A 26,851-nucleotide genomic window follows, 5' to 3' on the forward strand; every position below is an offset into this window, starting at 1 on the left:
TTGATCGGCGATGCGCCTGATCGGTCATGCCTTTGATCGGCGATGCGCCTGATCGGTCATGCCCTTGATCGGTCATGCCTTTGATCGGCGATGTCCCTGATCGGTCATGCCCATGAACGGCGATGTCCCTGATCGGTCATGTCCCTGATCGGCGATGCTCCTGATTCGTCTACGACATCAGCTCCAAAGGACCCGTGACACAAGTCCGTGGGTCGCCCACGGTGGTCGGGTGGTCGGGTGGTCGGGTGGTTCGGTCCGGTGGGTGGCTTGCCGGGGGTGGGCGGCGTGGTCAGCTCGGTTGACCCCGTCGTTCGCGTCCGCCGAGGGCGCGTGGACAGTGACCCGGTCATGCCGAAGGGCCGGGCCCCGTGGTGGGGGTCCGGCCCTTCGTGTCGTGCAGGTGTGCGTGTCAGCTGGTGGCGTAGCCGCGGGTGGCGATCCAGTCGGCGAGGTGCTCGACGCTGATCTGGTAGGCGGCCTGGTTGGGGTCGGCGGAGTCGGCGATGGTGACGGTGTTGCCGTTGTCGTGGTAGCCAACGACGCTGATGTAGTGCCCGCCCTCGTAGGAGTGGCTGACCCCGTCGGTGTCGGTGCTGGTGCCGGCGATGTTCGCGACCACGGCCCGGCCGTCGTCCACGGTGCGGACGATGTCGGCGCGCAGTTGGTCGGTCTGCTTGACGTCGGCGTCGGGGTTGGAGATCTCGACGCTGTGGTAGGCGTCGGCCTTGCCGGTTTCCTTGTTCAGGACGGGGGTGATGTCGTTGATGGAGTTGGTGCCGGCCTCGGTGGTGCCCATTTCCTTGGCCATGTCATCAACGTTGATGTTCTTGCCCTGCACACTCAGGGCGTTACGGGTCGCGGCGGGGCCGCAGTAGTAGAAGTTCGGCTGCGCCTCGTAGCGCACGCCCAACTCCCGCTCACCATGACCGCCCTTGCGGTCGGTCTGGGTCTGCGACGCCGGCTTGGCGTCCGACGCGGCGTAGGCGGCGGTGATCGGTCCGGCGATGGCGCCGCCGGTGAAGGCGAGGCCGGCGGCGGTCAGGGCGGTCTTGCGGATCAGATCGGTACGCATGATGGCGTGCTCCTCTGCGTTGGGGGATCCGCACGGCACTCGACAGGGGGTGCGTGGCCGTGCGGGGGAAGTTCACGTGCCCGGCGACCCGCAAGGGGGTCGGCGTCGGGACAGGGTGTAACGGTTCGCGGTGGCGGCTCATTCCGCCTACCCGCCACCGACTCGGGGTTGGTGCTCGGCGTGCAGGGGGTCGGCCGTTGAGGTGTTCGGGCCGTACGCGGGGGTGGCCGTTGTGGTGCTCGGCCGTGCCAGGGGTGTAACCGAGGGGGCCCGGCGGGTGTTCCCGGGGGCGATGGCCTGGCCGGTGGTGCCCGGCGGTGGCCGCGCCTCACGACCGGGGTGCTCGCGGTGGCGTGCCAGGTATAACGACCCGACCCGGCCGGCGATTCCGCCGTCGGGGTGGCCCGGGCCACCCGACACGCACCCCATAACCCGACAATCAACCCACTGGGCCGGTCCGACCTGGGTCAAAGTGTCGGGGTGGGCCGGTCCGGGTCCGCGTCGGAGGTCAGGGCGTGGCGGTGTCGGTTTGTGGGGCGCTGCGCTGTGCCGGGATGGCCGGTGCGGTCGGCCAGGGGATCTCGGGCGCGCGGTGGAAGGTGATCCCTGCCGTCGTCCAGCGCGGGCCCTGGCTGGCCAGGCGGTCGCGGAAGCCGGCCCAGTCGTGGGTCGCCCGGGGTGACCAGCCCAACTCGGCGATGGCCGGGAGGCGGGGCAGGAGCAGGAGTTCGATGTCGGCCAGCGAGGTGACCGATTCGGTCCAGAGCGGGGCTTCCACACCGAGGACAGCCTCGGCGGGCACGCCGGCGACGTGCGTACCCGGATCCCAGTCGTACGCCTTTCGGACGTCGATGAGGCCGGCCCAGTCGTGCCCGATCGGGGTGTCCGGGGCGTACTTCATGTCCAGGTAGGCGTGGTTTCCGGGGGAGACGATCAGCCGAGCGCCGCGGCGTACGGCGTCGGCGGTGGTGCGGTCTTCGCCGTTCGTGCCCCACCACTGCAGGACCCGCCCGTCGAGGTGGGCGGCCGGTGCGAGCTGGTGCCAACCGACGACGGTCTTGCCGAGGTCGGCCACGATGCGCTGGACCCGCTCGACGAAACCGGTGTAGACCTCGCCCTTGACCTTGAACGCCTCGTCGCCGCCGATATGCAACCAGGGGCCGGGGGTGAGTGCGGCCACCTCACCCAACACGTCGGTGACGAAGTCGTACGTCCGCTCGTCGGCTGGGTCGACGTAGCTGAAACCGACCTCGGTGCCCGTGTACGGAGGTGGTGCGACCTTGTCGGGTGCCAGCTCCGGGTACGCGACCAGCGCCGAGTTGGTGTGCCCCGGCAGGTCGATCTCCGGGACGACGGTGATGTGGCGGGCGGCCGCGTAGGAGACGATCCGCGCGTAGTCGGCCTTCGTGTAGTGCCCGCCGGGGCCTCCGCCGACCTCGGTCGTCCCGCCGATGGTGGTCAGCTTCGGCCAGGAGTCGACAGCGATCCGCCAACCCTGGTCGTCGGTGAGGTGCAGGTGCAGGTGGTTGAGCTTGTAGCGGGCCAGGTGGTCGACCACCCGCAGCACGTCCTCGACGGCGAAGAAGTGCCGCGCGACGTCGAGCATCGCGCCCCGGTAGGGGAAGCGGGGTGCGTCGGTGATCGTCCCGCCGGGCAGCGCCCAACGTTCGGTGACCGGGGCGGGGCTCTCGATCGCCGCTGGCAACAGTTGGCGCAACGTCTGCGCGCCGTAGAAGAGGCCGGCGCCGGTGGCGGCGGTGACGCGTACCCCGTCGGTGGCGATGTCGAGCCGGTAGCCCTCCGCGCCGAGGTCGGCGGTGTCGTCCAGCACCAGTGCGACGCCACCCGCGGGCTGTGGCGTGGTGGCGTCGGTGACCGGCAGCGGGTAGCCGGTGGCCGGGCGCAGAAGCTGGGCGAGCTGCTCGGCGACCGCCAGCGCGGCGGGGTGGGCGGTGGCCACGATCACCGCTTCGGCCGGGAGCACCCAGTCGGCGGTCGGGTCCGGCTGGGCCTGCTGCGGGGCGGGCACCACGTCGGCCAGCCGGTGCGGGGCCGACGGGGCGAGCAGCTCGCTCGCCGCCCGCTCGGCGGCCTGGGCCAGCGTGGCCGCGTCCGGTTCCCCGGCCGGTAGCGGCACGGGGACGGCGGTGGGGCCGGGGGAGGGGGTGGTCGACACGGCGGCGACTCCGGGGGGTGTATTCGCGTCGGTTATGGCAAAAGTGAGGTTCACCGGCAGGCGTGGCGTCAAGCGTACGACGCTCAGCCGGGATGCGTGATGGTGCGCATGGAAGCGTTCCCAAAAACCGGCACGAACACGGATAGTCGTGATGGCTGTGCCAATTGTCACCGAACGGTCCCAGGTCACTCGATGTTCGCTTAACCTTCGCCCACCGATCGGCGTTGACCCCGGGATTACCGGCGGTCCGCCCCGGGGAAGAAGAAAACTGAACCTTCGTTAAGTGTCAATCCCGGCGCGTGTGTTGTGGAGGCTCTGGTGGCAGCGCAAGAGACCGTCGATCACAAGTACGTCTACGACTTCTCCGAAGGCAACAAGGACCTCAAGGACCTGCTCGGCGGCAAGGGGGCAAACCTCGCCGAGATGACCAACCTGGGCCTGCCCGTTCCGCCCGGGTTCACCATTACCACCGAGGCGTGCCAGGCGTACCTCGCGACGGGACGGGAGCCGGACGGGCTCGCCGGCCAGATCGAGGCGCACCTGGAAGCGCTGGAGCGCGCGATGGGTAAGCGCCTCGGTGACCCGCAGGACCCGCTGCTGGTCTCCGTCCGCTCCGGTGCCAAGTTTTCCATGCCCGGGATGATGGAGACCGTCCTCAACGTCGGTCTCAACGACCAGAGCGTGGAAGGACTCGCACGACAGGCGGGCGGCTCGGCCGACCAGGCCGCCTCCGGCGGCGCAGACCGGTTCGCCTGGGATTCCTACCGGCGACTCATCCAGATGTTCGGCAAGACCGTCTGCGAGGTGCCCGGCGAGGAGTTCGAGCAGGCACTCGACCACGCCAAACGCGCCAAGGGCACCCACAATGACCTGGATCTGGACGCCGACGACCTGCGTGGGCTGGTCGACGCGTACAAGAAGATCTTCTTGAAGCACACCGGTCGGGAGTTCCCGCAGCAGCCACGCGAACAGCTCGACCTGGCCATCCGGGCGGTCTTCGAGTCGTGGAACGCCGAGCGCGCGGTGCTCTACCGCCGCCAGGAGCGGATCCCGGCCGACCTCGGCACCGCGGTCAACGTGGTGACCATGGTCTTCGGCAACCTCGGGCCCGACTCCGGCACCGGGGTCGCGTTCACCCGTGACCCGGCCAGTGGCGCGCAGGGCATCTACGGCGACTACCTGGCCAACGCCCAGGGTGAGGACGTGGTCGCCGGCATTCGCAACACGGTGCCGTTGCAGGAGTTGGAGCAGCTCGACAAGTCCTCCTACGACGAGCTGCTCGGCATCATGGCCCGGCTGGAGGAGCACTACAAGGACCTCTGCGACATCGAGTTCACGATCGAGCGCGGCAAGCTGTGGATGTTGCAGACCCGGGTCGGCAAGCGCACCGCCGCCGCCGCGTTCGTCATCGCCGGGCAACTCGTCGACGAGGGCCTGATCGACCTGGACGAGGCGCTGCACCGGGTCAACGGCGCGCAACTGGCCCAGCTGATGTTCCCGCGCTTCCAGCTCGACCACGAATTCCAGCCGGTCGCCAAGGGCATCGGCGCCTCGCCCGGTGCCGCGTCCGGCACTGTGGTCTTCACCTCCGCCCGCGCCGTCGAGCTGGCCGCCGAGGGCGAGTCGGTGATCCTGGTACGCCGGGAGACCAACCCGGACGACCTGAACGGCATGATCGCCGCGAAGGGCATCCTCACCTCGCGTGGCGGCAAGACCAGCCACGCCGCGGTGGTGGCCCGGGGCATGGGCAAGACCTGCGTCTCCGGTGCCGACGAGATCGAGGTGAACGTGCCGGCGAAGCGGTTCACCGTGGCCGGGCAGACCGTCAACGAGGGCGATGTGGTGTCCATCGACGGCACCACCGGCAAGGTCTACCTCGGCGAGGTGCCGGTCATGCCCTCCGAGGTCGTGCAGTACTTCGAGGGCAGCCTCGACCCCGAGCACATCGACAACGCGCTGGTCCGGGCCGTACACCGGATCATGACGCACGCCGACGGGAAGCGGCGGCTGGCGGTCCGCACGAACGCCGACACCGGCGCGGACGCCGCCCGGGCGCGGCGCTTCGGCGCCGAGGGCATCGGGCTGTGCCGCACCGAGCACATGTTCCTCGGCGAACGGCGGGAGCTGGTAGAGCGGCTGATCCTGGCCCGCGCCGAGGGGGAGCGGGAAGCGGCCCTGGCGGCGCTTCTGCCGTTGCAGCGGGCCGACTTCGAGGAGATCTTCCGGGAGATGGACGGCCTCCCGGTCACCGTCCGGCTCATCGACCCGCCGTTGCACGAGTTCCTGCCGCCGTTGGAGCAGCTCGCCGTCAACGTGGCGGTCGCCCAGGAGCGCGGCGAGGACGTGGCCAAGGAGGAGGCGCTGCTCGCCGCTGTCCGGCGGATGCACGAGGAGAACCCGATGCTCGGGCTGCGGGGTGTACGGCTCGGTCTGGTCATCCCCGGCCTGTTCGCGATGCAGGTGCGGGCCATCGCCGAGGCGGCGGTCAGTTGCGCCCGTAACGGGGGCGTGGCCAAGCCGGAGATCATGGTGCCGCTGGTCGGGGCGGTGCAGGAGCTGGAGACGGTCCGCGCCGAGGCCGAGAAGATCATCGCCGAGGTGGTCGGGGACAGCGGCGTCGAGGTGCTGATCGGCACCATGATCGAGGTGCCCCGGGCGGCGCTGACCGCCGGGCAGATCGCCGAGGCCGCCGAGTTCTTCTCCTTCGGCACCAACGACCTGACCCAGATGGGCTGGGGCTTCTCCCGCGACGACGTCGAGGGCGCGTTCTTCTGGCGCTACCTGGAGTTGGGCATCTTCGGCATCTCGCCGTTCGAGTCGATCGACCGTGACGGCGTCGGCCGGCTCGTGCGGATCGCCGCCGAGGAGGGCCGGGCCGCCCGGCCCGGGCTGAAGCTCGGTATCTGCGGTGAGCACGGTGGCGACCCGGACTCGGTGCACTTCTTCGACGAGGTCGGCCTGGACTACGTGTCCTGCTCGCCGTTCCGGGTGCCGGTGGCGCGGCTGGAGGCCGGTCGGGCGGTCGTGGAGAGTGGCGGGTCGGACAGCCGCTGAGGCACGTCGGCGGCGGTCCGGTCACCCGGCCGCCGCCGGCGCTCAGATCGGCGGACGACGCCAGGTGGGTCGGGACGAGCGGCGCAACTGCGTCGGCAGGGTCGCCATCGGGGTACGCGTGGCCAGCGGGGCGTGCGCGTCCGGTACGGAGGCCGCGCCGATGCCTGCGCCGCGAACGTCCAGGAACGAACCGGCACGGTGGGCCACGGCCCGCGCCTCCTCGTGCAGCGCCTCCAGGTCGCCGACAGCCGACGCGGTGACGAGGGTCAGCAGAGCGCTGCGCCCGGCGGGGTAGGTCACCACGCAGCCGGCGGTGGTGCACACCACCGACTCCCGGAACTCACCCTGCCCGACGGTGTCGGCCACCCGGTGGCCGAGCCCGAAGCTCGCGGCGGCGAGCGCGGCGAGGTGGGTGGCGTCGGTGCTGGGGAGGTCGCTGGAGATGAGCAGCCCGTCGGTGCCCGCCAGCACCGTCCCGGCGATGTCGGGTCGGCGCCGGCGTAGCCCGCGTAGCTCCGTTCCCATCACCGTGTCTGCGTCCACGAGCGTTACCCCTCACCGGTTGGCTCTGCGTGTCAGTCGGCTGGTCACGTTCCGCGCTGGGAACGCTACCGGCAGCCACTTCCGATCGCGAGCCCGTAACCCTCGGCGATCGGTTGGCAACTGCGGGCCAATCGGTGGTTGTGTGCCCCTCGTCGATGCGTCGTGGGCGGGCCGAGCAGTGGTGGCGGGCGTAATCTGGCTCCCTCGCACACGGCCGATTGGGCGCCGCGTCGAACGGGAAGAGGTGACTGCATGACGAGTGTCTGGGAGAGCCTGACTGTCGACGCCCGCGATCCGGCCCGACTGGCCCGTTGGTGGGCCGAGGCGCTCGGCTATCAGGTCGTCACCGAGACGCCGAGCGGTGTGGAGATCCGCCGGTCCCCGGACCAGTTGCCCGCCCTGTTCTTCGGCCTGGTCGCCGAGGGCAAGGAGCGCAAGAACCGGCTGCACCTGGACCTGCGCCCCGCCGACCAGGAGGCCGAGGTCGAGCGCCTGGTCGACATGGGCGCCCGGCACGTCGACATCGGTCAGGGCGACGTCGAGTGGACGGTGCTGGCCGACCCCGAGGGCAACGAGTTCTGCGTGCTTCATGCACGAAAGGAGTGACGCGGCGGCTGCTCGGTTGGTCGAGGAGCCGCCCAAGGACACCGGGCATCGCCGGTCGCCGTACGAGCGCGACCGGGCCCGGGTGCTGCACTCGGCGGCGTTTCGCCGGCTGGCCACCAAGACCCAGGTGCACACCGCCGGCACTGACGACTTTCTGCGTACGCGGCTGACGCACTCGCTGGAGGTGGCCCAGATCGCTCGGGAGATGGGTGCCCGGCTGGGCTGCGACCCGGATGTGGTGGACGTCGCGGGGCTGGCGCACGATCTCGGGCACCCGCCGTTCGGGCACAACGGCGAGGCTGCGTTGGACCTGCTCGCCACGCCGTGCGGCGGCTTCGAGGGCAACGCGCAGACCTTGCGGGTGTTGACTCGCCTGGAGGCGAAGGTGCTCGCCCCGGACGGCTCGTCAGCGGGGCTGAACCTGACCCGGGCGTCGCTCGACGCGATCGGCAAGTACCCCTGGCCGCGCCGGCCCGGGGAGCGCAAGTTCGGGGTGTACGCCGACGACGCGGCCGTCTTCGACTGGATCCGGGCCGGCGCGCCCGGCGAGCGGCGCTGCCTGGAGGCCCAGGTGATGGACTGGGCCGACGATGTGGCGTATTCGGTGCACGACGTGGAGGACGGCATCCACGGCGGTTACGTCACGTTGCACCCGCTGCTCACCGACGCCGACGAGCGGGCCGCGCTCTGCGCCGACGTGGCCGCCGCCTACTCCGGGGAGTCGGCGGCGGACCTGGCCGAGGTGCTCGTCGATCTGCTGGCCGGCCCGCTGCTCGCCCCCCTCGCCGGGTACGACGGCAGCCACCGCGCGCAGGTCGCGTTGAAGGCGACCACCAGCGGGGTGACCGGGCTGTTCGTGTCGGCTGCGGTGGCTGCCACGGAGGAGCGCTTCGGTCCGGGCCCGCACCGCCGTTACGGCGCGGACCTGGTGGTGCCCCGACTGGTCCGGGCGCAGTGCGCCCTGCTCAAGGGCATCGCGCTGCGGTACGTGATGCGTCGCAGTGGCTTCCAGGGCCGCTACGAGCGGCAGCGGACGATGCTCGCCGAGTTGGTCGCCGCGCTGGTCCGGCACGCCCCGGAGGGGCTCGACCCGATCTTCGCCCCGCTGTGGCGGGCCGCCCCGGACGACGCGGCCAGACTGCGGGTGGTGATCGACCAGGTCGCTTCGCTCACCGACCCGGCGGCGGTGACCTGGCACACCCGCCTGGTCGGCAAGGGTGCACCCCCGACAGGTCACCAGCCAACTTAGGCTAACCTAACTGATATGACGGAACGCCCCAGGAACGTCACCTCGGCCCGGGTGCTGCGCACCGAACGGCCCACCCCGCACCTGATCCGGCTCGTCCTCGGTGGGGACGAACTGGTTGGTCTGCCGGTGGGCGAGTTCACCGACCACTACATCAAGGTGGTGTTCCCGCAGCCCGGTGTCACCTACCCGCAGCCGTTGGACCTCGCCGCGATCCGCCGGGACCTGCCCCGGGAGCAGTGGCCCCAGCTGCGCGCCTACACGGTGCGCCGTTGGGATCCGTTGGCCGCGGAGCTGACCGTGGACGTGGTCTACCACGGCGACGAGGGGTTGGCCGGCCCGTGGGCCGCCGCGCTGCGTACCGGCGATCCGGTGCACTTCGTCGGCCCGGGCGGCGCGTACGCCCCGAACCCGGACGCGGACTGGCATCTGCTGGTCGGTGACGAGAGTGCCCTACCGGCGATCGCCGCCGCGTGCGAGCGTCTGCCCGTGGGCGCCCCGGCGCACGTCTTCGTGGAGATCGCCGACCCGGCGGAGCAGCAGACGCTGCTCAGCGCCGGGGCGGTCGAGCTGACCTGGTTGCATCGCGGCGAACGCCCGGTGGGCGAGGCGCTGGTCGAGGCGGTGCGGGCGTTGGAGTTCCCGGCCGGCCACGTGCACGCGTTCGTGCACGGCGAGGCCTCCTGCGTCCGGGAGTTGCGCCGGCTGCTGCGCGGCGAGCGGGGCGTACCCCTCGACCGGCTCTCCATTTCCGGCTACTGGCGGCGCGGCATGGACGACGAGGGCTGGCGCTCCACCAAGGCCGCCTGGAACCAGCAGGTGGCGGCCGAGGAGGTGGCCGTCCCGGAGCCGGCCGCGGCGGCCTGAACGGCGGTCATCCCTCGGGGGTACGCATCTCCGCGCCGGCCCGGGCGAGGCGTCGGCTGAGCAGTACGGCGTAGACGACGACCGCCAGGGAGAGCAGCGACAGCATCAACCTCGGCTCGTGCACCGTCGCGGTGATCAGGCAGACCGCGGTCACCGCGTAGGCGGCTATCGCCAGCCGGGCGGTGCTCGGTCGGGTCCAGAGCCAGTACAGGGCGAGCCCGCAGACCGTCCACACCACCATCGAGGCGGCCAGCAGCAGCCGCAACTCCAGCGGCAGCCGGTTCGCGTTGTCGTCGACCAGCCGGACCACCTGCCCGAGCGCCCAGCCGAGCAGCAACAGCGCACCGCCGAGCGGAATGTGCAGGTAGCTGTACGCCTGCCCGCCGCGCAGCCGGCTCTGTGTCAGCCGGGTCGTGACGAAGGTGGTGTAGACCCACCAGACCGCTGCCGGGATCAGGAAGGCCATCGCGGCGGTGAGGATCATGTGCGGCGGGGGGTGGTCCGGCACCGCGAAGAGCAGGCTGGCCAGCGCGCTACCCAGCACGATGATGGTGAACTGACCGATTCGTTCCGGCAGGTGCCGGTTGTCCACCGGCCAGCGGTTGAGCCAGCGCACCCCGACCCAGGGCGTGGACAGCTCGATGACCATCGCGATCACCCACAGCACCGGGCGCAGCTCGGTGGGCACGGTCAGCGACACCAGCCAGATCAACCAACCCGACCCGAAGCCGATCAGATAGACCGTTGTGACCAGTCGGGCCCTCGGGCTGGTCGAACGGGCCCGCAGGTACAGCAGGAGCAGCACGCCCCGCACGATCAGGTACCCGACCGGCAGGAGCACGCTCTCCGGAACCTCGTCGACCCCGAGGGTCATCGCGCCCGCGCCGACCAACGCGACAAGCACCAGCAGCCGGTGCACCGCGTCGTCCGGGTCGAACCGGGTGTCGTAGTAGACCTGCCCCATCCAGGCCCACTGGACCACGACGAAGAGCCCGATCACGGCCAGAACGGCCGTGATCGACGGGGTCGGTTTGTCGCCCAGCCGGCCCACCACAGCCGCCAGCGCGTACACGAAGATGAGGTCGAGGAAGAGTTCCAGCCAGGTGGCGTGCCGGTGGCCGGCCTCGTCCGTCTGGGGGGCCTGTCCGCGTAGCCTCAGCCACCCGCCGAACCATCGCGGCACGTGTGGGCCGTCGGTCCGTACCCTGCGCATCTGGTCATGGTCCCCGTGCGGACCCGGCTTGCGGGCCGGAACCGCCCAGTCGGCAGCGGCCGCCGCCACACCGGCGTCCCCCGGCCTGCGTGTCGTCGGTCCGACAGGGCAGGATGTACGGCGAGGGGGTGGCGAATGGCTGGGCGGATCCGGGACGAGGACATCGCACTGGTCCGGGAACGCACCTCCATCGGAGATGTGATCTCCGAGACGGTCACCCTGAAGTCCGCCGGTGGCGGCAACCTCAAGGGGCTGTGCCCGTTCCACGACGAGAAGAGTCCGTCGTTCAACGTGTCTCCGGCCCGCAACGTCTGGTACTGCTTCGGCTGCGGGGCCGGCGGGGACGCGATCAAGTTCCTGATGGACGCCGACCACCTCAGCTTCGTGGAGTCCGTCGAGCGGCTGGCCGGCCGCGCCGGCATCCAACTGCGCTACATCGAGGACGACAGGGGCACCCCGCGCCCCCGCCCGCAGCAGGGTCAGCGGCAGCGCCTGGTCGCCGCGCACGCCGCCGCCGTCGAGTTCTACCGGGCGCAACTGAGCACCGCCGGCGCCCGACCGGCGCGGGAGTTCCTGGCCCGACGGGGTTTCGACCGGGCCGCCGCCGAGCGTTACGGCTGTGGTTTCGCGCCGGACGGGTGGGACCTGCTCACCAAGCACCTGCGCCAGCAGGGCTTCACCCACCAGGAGTTGGTCACGGCCGGGTTGTCCCGGGAGGCCCGTTCCGGTTCCTTGATCGACCGGTTCCGCCGTCGGTTGCTCTGGCCGATCCGCGACCTGGCCGGTGACGTGATCGGCTTCGGCGCGCGCAAGCTCTTCGACGACGACGACGGCCCGAAGTACCTGAACACCCCCGAGACGCCGATCTACAAGAAGTCGCACGTGCTCTACGGCATCGACCAGGCCAAACGGGACATCGCCAAGCAGGGGCGGGCGGTGATCGTCGAGGGTTACACCGACGTGATGGCCTGTCACCTCGCCGGGGTGACAACTGCGGTGGCGACCTGCGGCACCGCCTTCGCCGCAGACCACATCTCGGTGCTGCGTCGGCTCCTGTTCGACAGCGACGAGGTGGCCGGCGAGATCATCTTCACCTTCGACGGCGACGCCGCCGGGCAGAAGGCCGCGCTGCGCGCCTTCGAAGACGATCAGCGTTTCGTCGGGCGCACCTTCATCGCGGTCAGCCCGGACAACATGGACCCGTGCGATCTGCGGCTGGCCAAGGGCGACCTGGCGGTGCGTGACCTGGTCGCCCGCCGCGAGCCGCTCGTCGACTTCGCGCTGCGCCACGTGATCGGCCGCTTCGACCTGGACACCGTGGACGGCCGGGTCGAGGCGATGCGCCACGCCGCGCCGCTGGTCGCGCGACTCAAGGACCGGGAAAAGCGCCCCGAGTACGTCCGCAAGCTCGCCATGGACCTCGGCATGGAGATCGAGCCGGTGCAGCGGGCGGTGCTCGCCGCCGGCAACACCGCGCCGTCCGGCACCCGCGACGCCGCCCCCGCCGCCCGACCCGCCTCGGCCCGCCCCGAGCCGGCGGTGGACAGCCCGCAGTCGATGGTCGAGCGGGAGGCGCTCAAGCTCGCCCTCCAGCAGCCGGTCCTGGCCGGGCCGATGTTCGACGCGGTCGAGGCCACCGAATACCGCCACCCGGTGCACGTCGCGGTGCGTACGGCCATCGCGGCGGCCGGTGGTGCCGCGTCGGCGACCGGCGGCGCGGTCTGGATCGAATCGGTCCGCGATGCCTGCGACGACCTGGCGTCCGCGGCGCTGGTCGGTGAGTTGGCCGTCGAACCACTGCGGATCGACGGCGAACCGGATCCGCGCTACGTGTCGATCACGATGGCCCGGGTGCAGTTCGGCTCGGTGACCGCCCGGATCCGGGACCTCAAGTCACGCATCCAGCGGATCAACCCGGTCAACAACAAGGACGAGTACTTCGCCGCGTTCGGTGAGCTGCTCTCCCTGGAGCAGCACGCCCGGGCGCTGCGCGAGCAGGCTGCGGGAGGCCTCTAGATGGGACTGTTCAGCCGCAAGCCGAAGTTGCCGCCGGCCGACCGGCCGCCGCTGACCCCCGACGAGCGGGTGTTGGCCTGGGCCGCCGCCGGCAACGGCGAGGGCGACGGGGTGGTGGTCGCCACCAACCTCGGGTTGTGGCTGCCCGGTCGAGGGCACCGGCTCGGCTGGCACACCATCCTCAAGGCGGTCTGGTCCGGCCGGGAGCTGACAGTCACTCCCGCCGAGCCCGTCGTCGAGCGGGACGGTTACACGGTGGTCGCCGACGGTCCGGCCGAGACGTACCTGCTGCTCGACCCGGGAGAGCTGCCGCACCAGGTGCGGGCCCGGGTGACCCGCTCGGTCGCGTACACCGAGCATCAGCCGGTGCCCGGCGGCGCGGCGCGGGTCGCGGCCCGGCGCGTGGCCGGGGTCGACGGTCTGACCTGGACGGTCCGACTCGACCCCGGCACTCCGACGGACGACGAGGCCCTGCTCGCCGAGACCGACCGGCTGGTCGGCGTGGCTCGCGCCGCCACCGCGCCGGCCGACGGCTGACCGGCCGGGTCAGCTAGCGCCGAGGTCCGTCAGCGCTTTCTCGGCGCCGCGGTGCAGCGGCACCGGCAGGGTCCTGCGGGCCTTTTCCAGCGAGATCCCCTTGGCCGCCGGGTTTGCCTGGGCCAGGGCGTCTCGCTTGTCGAAGACCGTCCGGGTGATCGCGCAGGCGACATTGGCGTCCAGGTCCTTGCGGACCAACAGCACGTTGGGCACGACGATGGTCGGGGTGTCGGCCGCCGTCCGGTACACGTCCCGCCCGATCGTGCCTTCCTGGTAGCCGGGGCTCAGCGCGGTCATCTTCGGCAGCAGCGGCGCGAGGTCGACGAACTTCACCGAGTCGCCGGCGGTGGTGAACAGGTCGGTGAGGCCCCCGGTGGGCAGGCCACCGGACCAGAAGAAGCCGTCGACGCTGCCGTCCTTGATCCCCTCGACCGTCTTGGTCAGGTCCAGTCGCTGCGCCCGGATGTCCTTGGCCGGGTCGAGGCCGGCGGCCTCCAACAGCCGGTTGGCGATCACCTCGGTGCCGGACTTCGGTGAGCCGGTGGAGATCCGCTTGCCCCGCATGTCGGCGACGGAGGTGATGCCGGAGTCGTTGCGGACCACCACCTGGGTGTAGTTGTCGTAGATACGGGCCAACGCCTGCACCGGCTGTGGCGAGGTGAAGCTGCCCTTGCCCTCGACCGCGTTGACCGCCGTGTCGAACAGCGAGAACGCCACGTCGTACTGGCCACCGACGAGTTGCTCGACGTTCTGCACCGACGCGCCGGTCTCGGCGGCGGTGCCGGTGAGCTTGCCGCCGGTCGCCCCGGACAACTGCCCGGCCAGGGCGTTGCCGACCACGTAGTAGACACCTGTCGCGTTGCCGGTGGCGATGCCGACGCGGGTCTCCTTGGTCACCTCGCAGGTGACCTCACTGGCCGCGTCGTCAGTGGCCGCCCCGCCCTGCTGACCTCCGCAACCCGCTGCGGCGACCGCGACGAGGGCGAGCCCGCTCAGGCCCGCGGCGAGCCGTACGTCGATTCGTCTCACAGTTGTTCCTCCACAGGATTGGCTGCTGATCTGGACGGTGGCCGACCGGCGGATCCGCGTCGGATGAACACACCCGCTGCCGCGACGGCGGCCAGCGTCGCACCGACCGTGACTGGCACGGGTTCGAGCCAGAGCATCGTGACGCCGGCGAAGACGCCCAGCGCCCGTTCCGGGACGCCGGCCGGGCCCACGCCGGGCAGCCAACCACCGGCGGCGACGGCGAGCACCGCCACGCTGAGCGCGGTGACCACGGCGGCGAAGGCGATCCGCTGGACGCCACCGATACCGAGCAGGCCGAGCCCGGCTGGCGTGATGACGAACGCGATCGGGGTCAGGTACGCCGGCAGCGCGTACCGCAGGGTCTGCCACATGGTGGGCACCAGCCGGCCGCCGGTGATCGCGGCGGCGGCCACCGCGGCGAGCGCGGTCGGTGGGGACACCTCGGACAGCACCGCGAAGTAGAAGACGAACATCGCCGCCGCTGGCGCGGTGACGCCCAGGTCGAGCAGGGCCGGGCCGACGATCACCCAACCGATGACGAACGACGCGGTGACCGGCACGGCCAGGCCCAGCAGGCTGAGCGCGACGGCGGCCAGCAGCGCGGTGAGCACCAGCACCAGCGTCGGGTCCGATGTGGCCGCCTGCGCCCCGCCGATCAGCAGCGCCGCCGCCTGCGGCCCCAGGCCGGTCTTCGTGGTGGTCGCCGTGATGATGCCGGCGGCGGCGCAGACGGCGGTGACGGCGAGGACACCGCGTACGCCGGTGACGAGCGCGGTCACCAGCCGGCCCGGGGTGAGCCGGTGCGCGCGGTCCAGGAAGGAGAGCGCGACGGCCAGGGCGGTGGCGAACACGACGGCCCTCGTCGCGGACACTCCTGCCGCGAGGAACGCGATGATGGCGATCAGCGAGGCGAAGTGGTAGCCGAACCGGCCGAGCAGACGCCAGGGTGAGCCGACGTCGACCACCACCGGACGTACGCCGGAGCGGCGAGCGTCGATCTCCACGGCGAGCAGGATGCCGAGGTAGTAGAGCACCGTCGGCACGGTTGCCCAGCCCAGCACCTGGAGGTACGAGACGCCCAGGTACTCGGCGATGATGAACGCCGCCGCCCCCAGGGTGGGCGGGGAGAGGATGGCGCCCACCCCGGCCGCCGCCAGCATGCCGCCGGCCCGCTCCGGCGGGTAGCCGGCGCGGCGCAGCAGCGGCCAGGTGACCGCGCCGATGCTCACCGTCGTCGCCGCGCCGGAGCCGGAGACGGTGCCGAGCAGGAAGCCGGAGGCCACCGCCGTCCGGCCGGCGGCGGTCCGCGAGCGCCGGAACGCGGCGGCCGACAGCTCGACGAAGAACCGCCCGGCCCCGGAGAGCTCCAGCACCGCGCCGTAGATGGTGAACAGCACGATGTACGAGGCGGCCACGTCGAGTGGAGTGCCGTAGAAGCCGCTGTCGGAGTTGTAGAACGCGTCGACCAGTTGACTGAAGTCCAGCCCGGCGTGCGCGACCGGCCAGGCCTGCGGCAGCAACCCGCCGTAGTAGCCGTAGCCGAGGAAGAGCAGGCAGATCGCGGGCAGGATCCACCCGGTGGTCCGTCGACAGGCTTCGAGCAGCAGGAGCAGCAGGACGGTGCCGAACACCAGATCCGTCGACGCCAGCAGGCCCTGCCGGTCGAGGAACGCGTTGTAGCCGCCGCCACCGCCGCCGATCCGGATCGGCAGGACGGGGTAGAGGCAGGCGGCGACAGCCAGGGCGACCAGAACCCAGTCGGTCACTGTGGGTCGCGTCGACCCTGTTGTGGCTGGAGTGCTCTCGGCGCTCGCGGTGCGTTGTCGGCGGGTGCGCAGCCGGGCCGGTAGCCGCAGGCCGGCTGGGTAGGCCAGGAAAACCAGCGGGAGTACGCCGGCCAGGAAGATGATCAGATAGTACTTGCTGCCCTGCGACAGGGGGCGGAACACCTGCCACAGGGCGAGAGCGCCGACCGCCAGCGCCGTCGCGCTGACGAGCCAACCCGCCGGCCCGGAGAGCACCCGGCCCGGCTTCTCGTCCTCGAACTGGGCGGCCAGGTCCCGTGTCGCCTGCTCGGCGGCGGGCACTGCCTCCGATCGTGGTCGGGGTGGCCCACCGCCGGGGCTCGCCGCGGTCTCGACGGCAGGGCTCGCCGCGGTCTCGTCGGCGGGAGAGTTGGCTGGTCGGGCAGGTGGAGACGAACCATCGGGCTTGCTGATGGGCGACACGAGGGGACGATACACGTCGATCAGCTGACGGGTGGGGCATCGATCGGCGTTTCGCCGTCGGCGGTACGGACACCGGGGTGACCGACCGCCGCGAGCGGGTATTTGCGTGGAGGGCTGTCGGACCTGGCGGTTAGTGTCGGGCGGTGACTTCGGGGCGACCACTGATTCAGGCTCGCGGGCTGGTGAAGCGGTTCGGCGAGTTCACCGCCGTGGACGGCATCGATGTCGAGGTGCGCTCGGGTGAGGCGTTCGGCTTCCTCGGGCCCAACGGCGCGGGCAAGTCGTCCACCATGCGGATGGTCGGCTGCATCTCCCCACCCACTGGTGGCGAGCTGCGCATCCTCGACATGGATCCGGTCCGCGACGGGCCGGCGATCCGCGCGCGCCTCGGCGTGTGCCCTCAACTGGACAATCTCGACCCGGAGCTGACCGTCCGGGAAAACCTGACCGTCTACGCCCGCTACTTCGGCATCTCCCGCCGGGCAGCCCGGGAGCGCGCCGCCGAGCTGCTCGACTTCGTCCAGCTCACCGAGCGGGCCGACAGCTTGGTCGAGCCGCTCTCCGGTGGCATGAAGCGTCGGTTGACCATCGCCCGCGCGCTGGTCAACGATCCGGAGATCGTGCTGCTCGACGAGCCGACCACCGGGCTCGACCCGCAGGCCCGGCACCTGGTGTGGGAGCGGCTGTTCCGGCTCAAGCAGCAGGGCGTCACGCTGGTGCTCACCACGCACTACATGGACGAGGCCGAGCAGCTCTGTGACCGGCTGGTGGTGATGGACGGCGGTCGGATCGTCGCGGAGGGCTCGCCCCGGGCGTTGATCGAGCAGCACTCGACCCGCGAGGTGGTCGAGCTGCGCTTCGCCGCCGAGTCGCAGGAGCCGTTCGCCGGCAAGCTCGACGGGCTGGGGGAGCGGGTCGAGGTGTTGCCCGACCGGGTCCTGCTCTACGTGCCGGACGGCGACGCGGCGGTCGCCGAGGTCGCCGCGCTGGGGCTCCAGCCGGCGAACGTGCTGGTTCGGCGCAGCGGCCTGGAGGACGTCTTCCTGCACCTGACCGGTCGCACCCTGGTCGACTGACCGCCCCCGACTGGCCGCCCCCGACTGGCCGCCCCCGACTGACCGGCGCCCGGCTGACCGCCCCGACTGGCCGCCCCCGACTGGCCGTTGGCAGTGTCGCCGCCCGACTGATCGTTCGCAGTGTCGCACCGCTGATCTGCCGGCGGGTCGCGGCTCAGCGGGCTCTGGCCCACGTGCGGCTTCGCCGCTGGTGCGCCCGACTCCAATCGCAGATCTTGGACAGTTTCCGTTACGCGATAACGGAAACTGTCCAAGATCTGCTCATGTCGCACGCGATGTGCAGGGGACCGCCTCGGTGTTGTCGGGATTGCCGGTGGGCCAGGTGGACAGGAACTACCGATGATCACCGCTCATCGGGCTCTGGCCCAGGTGAGGAAGCGATCGGTCAGCCCGTCGTGCCCGGGGAGTTCGCCGGCTGCCTCATCGAGCAACGTGGCGAGGTAGATGAGCAGGCCGATCCGGTCCTCGCGGTACTCACCGAGCAACGCCAGCCGGGCGGGCGAGCAGGGCCACGCCGCGCCGCAGACCCGGCAGCGCCAGGACGGGCGTGCCGCCAGGTGGGGGCGGTACCGCGGCATCAGTGCCTGCCGCCGTGATGAGCCGACCAGGTCAGTCGCACGAGGGAACCTCCGTCGGGTGGGTGGGAGCGCCCCGGATCGGGGGTCACGGGGCGCTCCCGGCGTGGTTCCGCCCGCCGTCCGATCCCGTGAGCGGTCCCGCTGCGTGACAGTCTGGTGAGATCCCGACTACGGTGGGAGGTTCCGCACGCCGACGACCAGCGCGTACGCCGATCGGCCCGGCACGGTACGGGAATGTACGGAGGGTGTCCGTGGAGAGTTCGTCCATGCTGGAGCACTTCGCCGAGGAGCTGCGGCTGGCTCGGGCCGCCACCGGGATGTCACAGACGGCGCTGGCCGAGGCGTTGAGCTACTCCGGGGCGCTGGTCGCCAAGGTGGAGACGTCCGAGCGCCGGCCGAGCCTCGACTTCGCCCGTCGGTGTGACGCCGTGTTCGCCGCCGACGGCCGGTTCGAACGCATCCAGCGGCGGATCAGCCGCGAGGCAGTGGTGCCGTGGTTCCGCGACTGGGCCGCCATCGAGCAGGAGACCACAGCACTGCGCTCGTTCGAGCCGCTCTACGTGCCGGGTCTGGTGCAGACCGAGGGTTACGCCCGCGCGATCCTGGCCGGTGCCGGGCTCTTCGCGGCGGACGAGGTCGAGCAACAGGTGACCGCACGGCTCGATCGGCAGGGCGTGCTCACCCGGGACCGGCCGCCGCTGCTCAGCCTGGTCGTCGACGAGTACGCGCTGCGCCGCCACATCGGCGGGCCGGAGGTGATGGGCGAGCAGTTGCGTCACCTGGTGAAGCTCGGGTCGGCCCTGCCGCGGGTCCGAATCCAGGTCGTGCCGCTGTCGGCCGGTGCGTACGCTGGGCTCGATGGTCCCTTCGTGATCGCCACCACCGCCACCGGTGAGGACGTCGTCTACCTGGACGGGCAGCGCCACGGGCAGGTCATCGACCGCGCCGAGTACGTGCGGCAGATGGTCGAGGTGTGGGAGTCGATCCGGGGTGAGGCACTATCGCAGCAGCAGTCCCTCGACCTGATCGCGGAAGTGGCGGAGACATGGAGCTGACCGGCGCCCGATGGCGCAAGAGCACCCGCAGCAACGGCAGCGGCGGCAACTGTGTGGAGGTCGCCGACAACCTTCCTGGTGTGGTCGCCGTTCGCGACTCCAAGGACCCGACCGGCCCGGTGCTGGTCTTCACGCCGGGCTCGTGGCGGGCGTTCGTCGGGTCCGACCCCGTCGGCCGGTAGGTGACGGTCGTCGCTCCGGTGATCGACTCGACTTTCAGGAAGTCGGGCCGACGCGCCGTTGACACCCCGACTTCTTGAAACCCGAGTTGATCAAGCGGCGGATGTGGGCCGCTACGTGCGGTTGACCAACTACGCGGTGCCGTGGGCGGCGCGGCGAAACCTGGGCGACACGTCGGCGGGGTCGTCGTAGGGTGACCGGCGGTCTGTCGTACCCCGGGGGTAGACAGGTCGTGATGGCCGGCACGGTGGGGCGGGGTGGTCGGGTGAGTGCGGCGGGATCGACACGGTTCCCCTGGGTTCCGGCGTACGCGGTGTTCGAGCACTACCTGGTGGGTCTGCGACGCACCTGGCGGGCCGGGGTGTTCTCCTCGTTCCTGCTGCCGGTGCTGACCGTCGTCGGCTTCGGGGTGGGCGTCGGTGCGTACATCGACCAGGGCGTCGGCGGGGTGCGTTACCTCGACTGGCTGGTCCCCGGGCTGATCGCCTCGACCGCGCTCCAGGTGACCGTCGGTGACTCCACCTGGCCGGTGTTCAGCAACTTCCAGTGGGTCAAGACCTACTTCGCGCAGGGCGCGTCGCCGCTGCGGGTGGCTGACATCGTGGCCGGGCACCTCGCCTTCGTGCTGTTCCGGGTGCTCACCACGATCGTGGCGTTCCTGCTGGTCACCGGGATGTTCGGGGCGCTGCGGTCGCCGTGGGCGGTGGCGGCCCTCCCGGTGGTGGCGTTGCTCGGGCTGGCCGTCGCCGCGCCGACCTTCGCGTACGCCGCGTCGGTGTCGAGCGACAGTTGGCTGGCGATGCTGTTCCGGTTCGCGATCATTCCGATGACGCTCTTCGCCGGGGTGTTCTTCCCGGTCGAGTCGTTGCCCGACGCGTTGCGGTGGCTGGCGTACGTGACGCCGTTGTGGCACGCCGTGGACCTGTGCCGCGCGGCCACGCTCGGCGTCGCCCCACAGTGGTCGATCGCCGGGCACCTGCTCTACCTGGCCGCCTGGGCGGTGGCCGGCTGGTGTCTGGCGCTGCGCGCGTTCCGCCGCAAGCTCGTCGTCTGAACAGCAACCTAATGAGCAAGCAGAGAGGGTGTCGTGGTCACGCTGATCCTGCCCCGGCTGGTCGACGTCTCCGCCGCGTCCCGGCGGTCGGCGTCGGTGGTCGGGCGCAACGTCGCGGCGCTGAAGTCGGTCTACTGGCTGCTGCTGCTCTCCGGCTTCGTGGAGCCGCTGTTCTACCTGCTCTCCATCGGGGTGGGCGTCGGCGCGCTCGTCGGTGACCTGCCGCTGCCCGACGGGCGGCTGGTCTCGTACGCCGAGTTCGTGGCCCCGGCGATGCTCGCCTCCTCGGCGATGACCGGGGCGCTCGCGGAGACCACCTTCAACTTCTTCGGCAAGATGAAGTACATGAAGCTGTACGACGGGATGATCGCCACCCCGGTACGGCCGTTCGAGATCGCCGTGGGCGAGTTGGGTTGGGCGATGCTGCGGGGCAGCGCCTACTCGGCGGCGTTCCTCGGGGTGATGGTCGCCCTGGATCTGACCAGCGTCACCCGTGCGCTGACCGCCCTCCCGGCCGCCGTGTTGGTCGGGTTCGCGTTCGGGGCGCTCGGCATGACGATCTCCACCTTCATGCGCAGCTGGCAGGATTTCGACCTGCTGGGCTCCGCGCAGTTCACGCTCTTCCTCTTCTCCGGCACCTTCGTGCCGGCACAGGCCTACCCGACAGTGCTGCACTGGCTCGTCGAGATCACCCCGCTGTACCGCTCGGTGCACCTGATCCGCGGCGTCACGCTGGGCAGTGGCGGCTGGCTCTGGCTGCTCGACGTGCTCTACCTGCTGGCGGTGGTGGCGATCGGCCTGCTGGTGGCTTCTCACCGAATGGCCAGGTTGCTCTACAAGTAGGGGTTATCGCACTCGTCGACGGGGCATGACCGGAGGTGACACCGCCGACCAGGAGGAGGGGCGATGGCCTCGGACGAGTCTTCCGCCCATCGTGAGCGTGAGCGTGACCCCGCCACCACGCCGGTCGGGCCCGACGCGGGCCCGGACAGCCCCACCGACCTGCCCGGCAGTGGCTGGAAGGCGGCTTTCCGCCGGACGATCACCGAATTCCAGGACGACAGCCTGACCGACTGGGCGGCGGCACTGACCTACTACGGGGTGCTGTCCATCTTCCCGGGCGTGCTGGTGCTGATCTCCCTGCTCGGCCTGCTCGGCGAGAGCGCCACCCAGGGCGTCACCGACACCGTCAACCAGGCGGTGCCGGACGGCAGCATCCGGCAGATCATCACCGATGCGATCGACGCTGCGGGCCGCAATGGTGGCCTCGCCAGCCTCGCCGCGATCATCGGTCTGGTGGCGGCGTTCTGGTCGGCCTCCGGTTACATCGGCGCGTTCATGCGCGCCTCCAACACCATCTACGACGTGCCGGAGGGGCGGCCGATCTGGAAGACGCTGCCGATCCGGCTCGGCGTGACAGCGGTGATCGGGGTGCTGTTGCTGGCGAGCGCGGTGATCGTGGTCTTCACCGGCCGTCTCGCCGAATCGGTCGGTGACGTGATCGGGCTCGGCTCGACGGCGGTCGCGGTGTGGGACGTCGCCAAGTGGCCGGTGCTGCTGATCCTGGTCAGCCTGATGTTCGCGATCCTCTACTGGGCCTCGCCGAACGCGCGGCACGGCGGCTTCCGCTGGGTCAGCCCGGGCGGGGTGCTGGCCGTGGTGATCTGGCTGGTGATCTCCGGTCTGTTCGCGTTCTACGTGAGCAACTTCGGTTCGTACGACAAGACGTACGGGACGCTGGCCGGGGTGATCATCTTCTTGGTCTGGCTGTGGTTGAGCAACATCGCGATCCTGCTGGGGGCGGAGTTCGACGCGGAGTTGGAGCGTGGCCGCGCGATCTCGGCCGGCCACGCGGTGGACGACGAGCCGTACGTCGAGCTGCGCGACGACCGCAAGCTCCGCAAGAAGCGCAACTCCGCCGCCCGCCGCTGAGGCCTCAGCGTCAACCGCCGAGCCGCTGACGCCTCAGCGCCAACCGCCGGGCCCACCCCGGCTCAGCGCCAACCGCCGGGCCCGCCCCGGCTCAGCGCCAATCGCCCCGCCACCGAGGACCGGCTGGCGGGGCGATTGCGTGTCTGTCGATGGAACTGCAGGCGAGGGGGTGCAGGCAGTGCGTAATCCTTTACTTGATCGACTAGTAGCTTTTGTTCTTTCGGACAAAAGTTGGTCTCGGAACGGTTGAAGCTCTGGACAGGCGGCGCTGAGCGCTCTTACTGTGTCGGACACAACACATCGGCATTGCGTCGATGTGAACGTTGCCAATGCAGAGGGGGCCCCCGGGTGCGGACCGTCGACCCCCTGCACGTGCGACTGTTGCGGTTGCTCCGCGACGAGGGTGCCGTGTCCCGGGCCGAGCTGGGCGACCGCCTTCAGATGCCGCGTCCGCGCATGCTGGCCGAGCTGGATCGCCTGGTGGCGATGGGTTACGTCGCCGAGGCGGGGCTCGCCGCATCACGAGGTGGGCGTCGCTCGACCCTCGTCGAGTTGAACCCGAAGCTGCGCTTCGCCGCCGTCGACCTCGGTGCCAGTTCGATGGACGTCGAGGTGGTCAACGGCCGCCTCGAACCGGTGGCCCACTACGCCGAGGCAGCCGACATCCGCAACGGCCCGAAGGTGACCCTGCAACGGGTCAACGAGCTGCTGCACAAGGCCCGGGTCGACGGCGCGTACGAGCGACTGGACGCGGTCGGCATCGGCGTACCCGGCCCGGTCAGCTTCCGTGACGGCGTACCGGTCTCACCACCGATCATGCCGGGCTGGGACCGGTTCCCGGTGCGCGAACTGCTCAGTCGGGAACACGGCTGCCCGGCCGTGGTCGACAACGACGTCAACATCATGGCGATCGGCGAGCGGCACGGCGGCGTCGCCCACTCGGTGGACGACTTCCTCTTCGTGAAGATCGGCACCGGCATCGGGTGCGGCATCTACCTCACCGGCGAGGTCTACCGGGGCACCGACGGCTGCGCCGGCGACATCGGCCACATCCAGGTCGACTCGCACGGTCCGATGTGCTCGTGCGGCAACATCGGCTGCCTGGAGGCGCTGTTCAGCGGTGCCGCGCTGGCCAAGGACGCCGCAGCCGCCGCCCGCAGTGGGACGTCGCCGGCGCTGGCCGAGCGGCTGGCCCTGCGTGGTGTCGTGACCGCCCTGGACGTCGCCGAGGGTGCCGTCGAGGGTGACGTGACCTGCATCCAGTTGATCCGCGACGGCGGACGGCGGGTCGGCGGCGTGCTCGCCGGCCTGGTCAGCTTCACCAACCCGTCGATGATCGTGATCGGCGGCGGGCTGGCCCAACTGGGTCACATCCTGCTCGCCGAGATCCGCAGTGTGGTCTACCGCCGGTCACTGCCGCTGGCCACCGGCAACCTTCCCGTCGTCCTGTCCGAGCTGGGCGGCCGGGCCGGTGTCACCGGCGCGGCGGTGCTCGCCAGCGACGTCGCCTTCGGGGAAGCCGCATGAGCTGTTTCGGAATTCCGTCGTGAGCGAGGAGGAGACTGTGGCCCTGCCCGAGGATGACCCCGCCACCGCGTCGGCCGAGGCCGTCGCCGAGGCGCCGCTGGTCGAGGCTCCCGCCGACACCGTCGCGGGCGAGGTGGTCCTGCGCCTCACCGATGTGGTGAAGACCTTCCCCGGCGTACGCGCGCTCGACGGCGTGCAGCTGGAGGTGCGTGCCGGCGAGGTGCACTGCCTGCTCGGGCAGAACGGCGCCGGCAAGTCCACCCTCATCAAGGTGCTCGCCGGGGTGCACCAACCGGATTCCGGGCAGGTGGAGTGGCGCGGTGAGCCGGCCACGTTCGCCAACCCGCAGGCCGCGATGAAGGCCGGCATCGCCACGATCTACCAGGAGCTCGACCTCGTCGAGGACCTGTCGGTGGCGGAGAACGCTTTTCTCGGGCACGAGTACCGCAGCTTCGGGTTCGTCCGGCGCGGCCGGATGGCCCGGCACACCCGGCAGATCCTCAGCCGGCTCGGCCACGGTGAGATTCCGCCGGGGCGGATGGTCCGGTCCCTGCCGGCGGCGGGCAAGCAGATCGTCAGCATGGCACGGGCGCTGTCGCACGAGGCCCGACTGATCATCATGGACGAGCCGAGCGCGGTGCTGGCCCACGACGAGGTCGGCAACCTGTTCCGGATCATCCGTGAGCTGACCGCGCAGGGCATCGCCGTCATCTACATCTCCCACCGGCTGGAGGAGATCCGCGAGATCGGCGACCGGGTCACCGTACTCAAGGACGGCCGGACCACGGCGGCGAACCTGCCGGCGCGCGACACCCCGACCCGCGACCTGGTGAGCCGGATGACCGGCCGCACCATCGAGTACGTCTTCCCGGACCGGCCGACCGACGACACCGCGGGCGCCGACCTGCTCCAGGTGGACGGGTTGACCCGCGAGGGCGAGTTCTCCGACGTCTCGCTGACCGTGCGCGCCGGGGAGATCGTGGGCATCGCGGGTCTGGTCGGCTCCGGTCGCTCCGAACTGCTGGAGACGATCTACGGTGCCCGCCTCGCGGAGGCCGGCACGGTGCGGATGGACGGGAAGGCCCTGCGTCCCGGCGTCGGCGCGGCGGTTCGCGCCGGCATGGGGATGGCCCCGGAGGAACGCAAGAGCCAGGCGCTGCTGCTCGGTGAGCCGATCTACCGCAACGTCACGCTGGCCACCTTCGGCCGGTACGCGCGGCTCGGTTTCACCAACGCCGCCAAGGAACGCGCCGAGGCCGACCGGATCGCCGAGACCCTGGAGCTGCGGCCCCGGGACGTCGACCGGCCGGTACGCACACTCTCCGGCGGCAACCAGCAGAAGGTAGTGGTCGGGCGGTGGCTGCTCGGCGGCACCAAGTTGCTGCTGCTCGACGAGCCGACCCGGGGCGTGGACGTGGGCGCCCGGGCTGAGCTCTACCAGGTCATCCGGGCTTTGGCCGCCCAGGGCGTGGGGGTGCTGCTGGTCTCCAGCGAGGTGCCCGAGGTGCTGGGTCTGGCCGACCGGGTGCTGGTGATGCGGGAGGGGCGGGTCGTCCGCGAAGCCGCGGCCGGCGAACTCGACGAGAACACTGTGCTTGACCTCGTGATGGCGGGGTCCTTGATGGAAGGCGCACCGGCATGAGCGACGCGACTCCCACTCCCACCGCGACACCGGAGCGCCCGCAGCTTCCGGCGCAGTCGCCGCCGGTGGACCCGGCGGAGACGGCGGTGGCCAGCGATAAAGCAGCATCCTCGGGCCGGCTCTCCTGGTGGCGGGGCGACGGCGGCGACGGCGCGAAGCGCAACCTCGGTCTGATCGGGGTGCTGGCCGCGCTCATCGTGGTCGGCGCGGTCACCAAGCCCGACCTTTACGGCGACCCGAACTGGGTCTGGAACAACGTCCTGGCCATCCTGCAGTTGGCCTCGGTCGTCGGTGTGGTCACGGTCGGCATGACCTTCGTGATCATCGGTGGTGGCATCGACCTGTCGGTGGGCGCGATCGTCGCGCTGGCCGGGGTCTGGTGCACCACGGTCGCCACCCAGAGCTACGGCGCCGGTGGCATGATCTTCACCGCCCTGGTGGTCGGCGTCTGCGTCGGCCTGGTCAACGGGGTGCTCATCTCATACGGCAAGCTCGTCCCCTTCATCGCGACGCTGGCGATGCTGGTGGCTGCGCGTGGCCTCGCGGCGTCGATCTCCAACAAGCAGACCCAGGTGTCGAGCAGCACCTTCATCAACGACATCGCGGCCCGCAAGGTGATCGGCATCCCGATCCTCGTCTACATCCTCGGCGCGGTCGTGCTGGCCGGTTGGGTGGTGCTCAACCGGACGACCTTCGGCCGGCGGACCATCGCCGTCGGCGGCAACCCGGAGGCCGCCCGGTTGGCCGGCATCAACGTCCGACGGCACACCATGCTGCTCTACGCGCTCTCCGGTCTCTGCTGCGGCATCGCGGCCATCATGCTCACCTCGCAGGCGACCTCGGCGCAGGCGGCGATGGCCAACCTGTACGAGTTGGACGCGATCGCCGCGGCGATCATCGGTGGGACGTTGCTCAGCGGTGGCCGGGGCACGATCGTCGGCTCGCTGCTCGGCGTCATCATCTTCGCCACGATCACGAACCTCTTCGCCATCAACGGCCTCTCCATCGAGGCACAGAACATGGTCAAGGGCGGCATCATCGTCGCCGCCGTCCTGGTCCAGCAGTTCCAGTTCAAGTCCGTCACTCGGCTCCTCGCGCGGAACAGGGTCACCACCGCAACCTGACGCACCGCACCGTTGTCCTGGCGACGTCGAGAACTTTCGACGCTGGCCGGGCCTCGCACACCCCAAATAAGGCAAATCCCGCTCCCAGGAGGTCAT

General features: G+C 70.7%; 21 protein-coding genes and 1 pseudogene. 15 read left to right on the forward strand and 7 right to left on the reverse strand.

Translation table 11 applies throughout. The annotated features are described in order from the left end of the window. Positions 1–409: 409 nt before the first annotated feature. On the reverse strand, positions 410–1,072 hold the full coding sequence (locus tag V6U86_RS30890; RefSeq protein ID WP_334509564.1) for a C39 family peptidase: 663 nt from the start codon (positions 1,070–1,072) through the stop codon (positions 410–412). Positions 1,073–1,580: 508 nt separating this feature from the next. Then, on the reverse strand, positions 1,581–3,248 hold the full coding sequence (locus tag V6U86_RS30895) for a beta-N-acetylhexosaminidase (protein WP_334509566.1): 1,668 nt from the start codon (positions 3,246–3,248) through the stop codon (positions 1,581–1,583). 318 nt (positions 3,249–3,566) lie between these two features. Here V6U86_RS30895 and ppdK point away from each other — a divergent pair, with 318 nt between their 5' ends. Continuing rightward, a complete protein-coding gene (ppdK, locus tag V6U86_RS30900; protein WP_334509569.1) occupies positions 3,567–6,302 on the forward strand; it encodes a pyruvate, phosphate dikinase in 2,736 nt (911 codons plus the stop codon). Between the two features lie 42 nt (positions 6,303–6,344). On the opposite strand, the gene V6U86_RS30905 is transcribed toward ppdK, so the two are convergent. Next, positions 6,345–6,845 (reverse strand): roadblock/LC7 domain-containing protein, encoded by a 501-nt coding sequence (locus tag V6U86_RS30905; RefSeq protein ID WP_334509571.1) that lies wholly within the window; start codon positions 6,843–6,845, stop codon positions 6,345–6,347. A gap of 252 nt (positions 6,846–7,097) precedes the next feature. Here V6U86_RS30905 and V6U86_RS30910 point away from each other — a divergent pair, with 252 nt between their 5' ends. From V6U86_RS30910 to V6U86_RS30920, 3 genes are read left to right on the forward strand one after another with little or no spacing between them, the layout of a single operon-like run. Further along, positions 7,098–7,451, forward strand: a complete 354-nt coding sequence (locus V6U86_RS30910) for a VOC family protein (protein WP_334509573.1) — start codon at positions 7,098–7,100, stop codon at positions 7,449–7,451. Continuing rightward, positions 7,435–8,700: a deoxyguanosinetriphosphate triphosphohydrolase gene (locus V6U86_RS30915; protein WP_334509575.1), complete on the forward strand. Its 1,266-nt coding sequence runs from the start codon at positions 7,435–7,437 to the stop codon at positions 8,698–8,700. Before V6U86_RS30910 ends, V6U86_RS30915 begins: the two co-directional genes overlap by 17 nt. 15 nt (positions 8,701–8,715) lie before the next feature. Then, positions 8,716–9,564: a siderophore-interacting protein gene (locus V6U86_RS30920; RefSeq protein WP_334509577.1), complete on the forward strand. Its 849-nt coding sequence runs from the start codon at positions 8,716–8,718 to the stop codon at positions 9,562–9,564. A gap of 7 nt (positions 9,565–9,571) precedes the next feature. On the opposite strand, the gene V6U86_RS30925 is transcribed toward V6U86_RS30920, so the two are convergent. Next, positions 9,572–10,777, reverse strand: coding sequence for a low temperature requirement protein A (locus V6U86_RS30925; RefSeq protein ID WP_334509579.1), 1,206 nt, complete (start codon positions 10,775–10,777; stop codon positions 9,572–9,574). A gap of 113 nt (positions 10,778–10,890) precedes the next feature. Here V6U86_RS30925 and dnaG point away from each other — a divergent pair. Together dnaG and V6U86_RS30935 are read left to right on the forward strand one after the other, a co-directional pair. Then, a pseudogene (gene dnaG / locus V6U86_RS30930) lies at positions 10,891–12,793 on the forward strand (DNA primase). Then, positions 12,794–13,330: a hypothetical protein gene (locus tag V6U86_RS30935; RefSeq protein WP_334509581.1), complete on the forward strand. Its 537-nt coding sequence runs from the start codon at positions 12,794–12,796 to the stop codon at positions 13,328–13,330. It begins immediately after the preceding pseudogene. Between the two features lie 9 nt (positions 13,331–13,339). Here the strand turns inward: V6U86_RS30935 and V6U86_RS30940 are convergent, their stop codons facing one another. Beyond that, positions 13,340–14,359, reverse strand: a complete 1,020-nt coding sequence (locus tag V6U86_RS30940; protein WP_334509583.1) for a TAXI family TRAP transporter solute-binding subunit — start codon at positions 14,357–14,359, stop codon at positions 13,340–13,342. Further along, on the reverse strand, positions 14,356–16,587 hold the full coding sequence (locus V6U86_RS30945; protein ID WP_334509585.1) for a TRAP transporter fused permease subunit: 2,232 nt from the start codon (positions 16,585–16,587) through the stop codon (positions 14,356–14,358). The genes V6U86_RS30940 and V6U86_RS30945 overlap by 4 nt, the downstream gene beginning before the upstream one ends. Positions 16,588–16,730: 143 nt before the next feature. On the opposite strand from V6U86_RS30945, the gene V6U86_RS30950 reads away from it, so the two are divergent. After that, positions 16,731–17,663, forward strand: a complete 933-nt coding sequence (locus V6U86_RS30950) for an ABC transporter ATP-binding protein (RefSeq protein WP_334509587.1) — start codon at positions 16,731–16,733, stop codon at positions 17,661–17,663. A gap of 350 nt (positions 17,664–18,013) precedes the next feature. Here V6U86_RS30950 and V6U86_RS30955 read toward each other — a convergent pair whose 3' ends face one another. Further along, positions 18,014–18,241 (reverse strand): flavin reductase, encoded by a 228-nt coding sequence (locus tag V6U86_RS30955; RefSeq protein ID WP_334509589.1) that lies wholly within the window; start codon positions 18,239–18,241, stop codon positions 18,014–18,016. Between the two features lie 251 nt (positions 18,242–18,492). Between V6U86_RS30955 and V6U86_RS30960 the strand changes: the two genes are divergently transcribed. From V6U86_RS30960 to V6U86_RS30995, 8 genes are all read left to right on the forward strand, one after another. Then, on the forward strand, positions 18,493–19,296 hold the full coding sequence (locus V6U86_RS30960; RefSeq protein WP_334509591.1) for a helix-turn-helix domain-containing protein: 804 nt from the start codon (positions 18,493–18,495) through the stop codon (positions 19,294–19,296). After that, entirely contained in the window at positions 19,287–19,478 is a 192-nt protein-coding gene (locus tag V6U86_RS30965) for a DUF397 domain-containing protein (RefSeq protein WP_334509593.1), read from the forward strand. Before V6U86_RS30960 ends, V6U86_RS30965 begins: the two co-directional genes overlap by 10 nt. A gap of 233 nt (positions 19,479–19,711) precedes the next feature. Next, the gene (locus V6U86_RS30970) at positions 19,712–20,530 is read left to right on the forward strand and encodes an ABC transporter permease (protein WP_334509595.1); all 819 of its coding nucleotides are present in this window, start codon (positions 19,712–19,714) and stop codon (positions 20,528–20,530) included. Between the two features lie 33 nt (positions 20,531–20,563). Beyond that, complete coding sequence (locus V6U86_RS30975) at positions 20,564–21,373, forward strand: ABC transporter permease (protein WP_334509597.1); 810 nt, start codon at positions 20,564–20,566, stop codon at positions 21,371–21,373. 63 nt (positions 21,374–21,436) lie between these two features. After that, positions 21,437–22,462, forward strand: coding sequence for a YihY/virulence factor BrkB family protein (locus tag V6U86_RS30980; protein ID WP_334509600.1), 1,026 nt, complete (start codon positions 21,437–21,439; stop codon positions 22,460–22,462). A 348-nt stretch (positions 22,463–22,810) separates the two neighbouring features. Further along, complete coding sequence (locus tag V6U86_RS30985; protein ID WP_334509603.1) at positions 22,811–23,989, forward strand: ROK family protein; 1,179 nt, start codon at positions 22,811–22,813, stop codon at positions 23,987–23,989. 133 nt (positions 23,990–24,122) lie between these two features. Further along, positions 24,123–25,631: a sugar ABC transporter ATP-binding protein gene (locus tag V6U86_RS30990; RefSeq protein ID WP_334509645.1), complete on the forward strand. Its 1,509-nt coding sequence runs from the start codon at positions 24,123–24,125 to the stop codon at positions 25,629–25,631. Beyond that, entirely contained in the window at positions 25,628–26,755 is a 1,128-nt protein-coding gene (locus tag V6U86_RS30995) for an ABC transporter permease (protein WP_334509604.1), read from the forward strand. Before V6U86_RS30990 ends, V6U86_RS30995 begins: the two co-directional genes overlap by 4 nt. Positions 26,756–26,851: the final 96 nt, after the last annotated feature.

It is taken from the genome of Micromonospora sp. CPCC 205558 (assembly GCF_036902955.1).
GTDB lineage: Bacteria > Actinomycetota > Actinomycetes > Mycobacteriales > Micromonosporaceae > Micromonospora.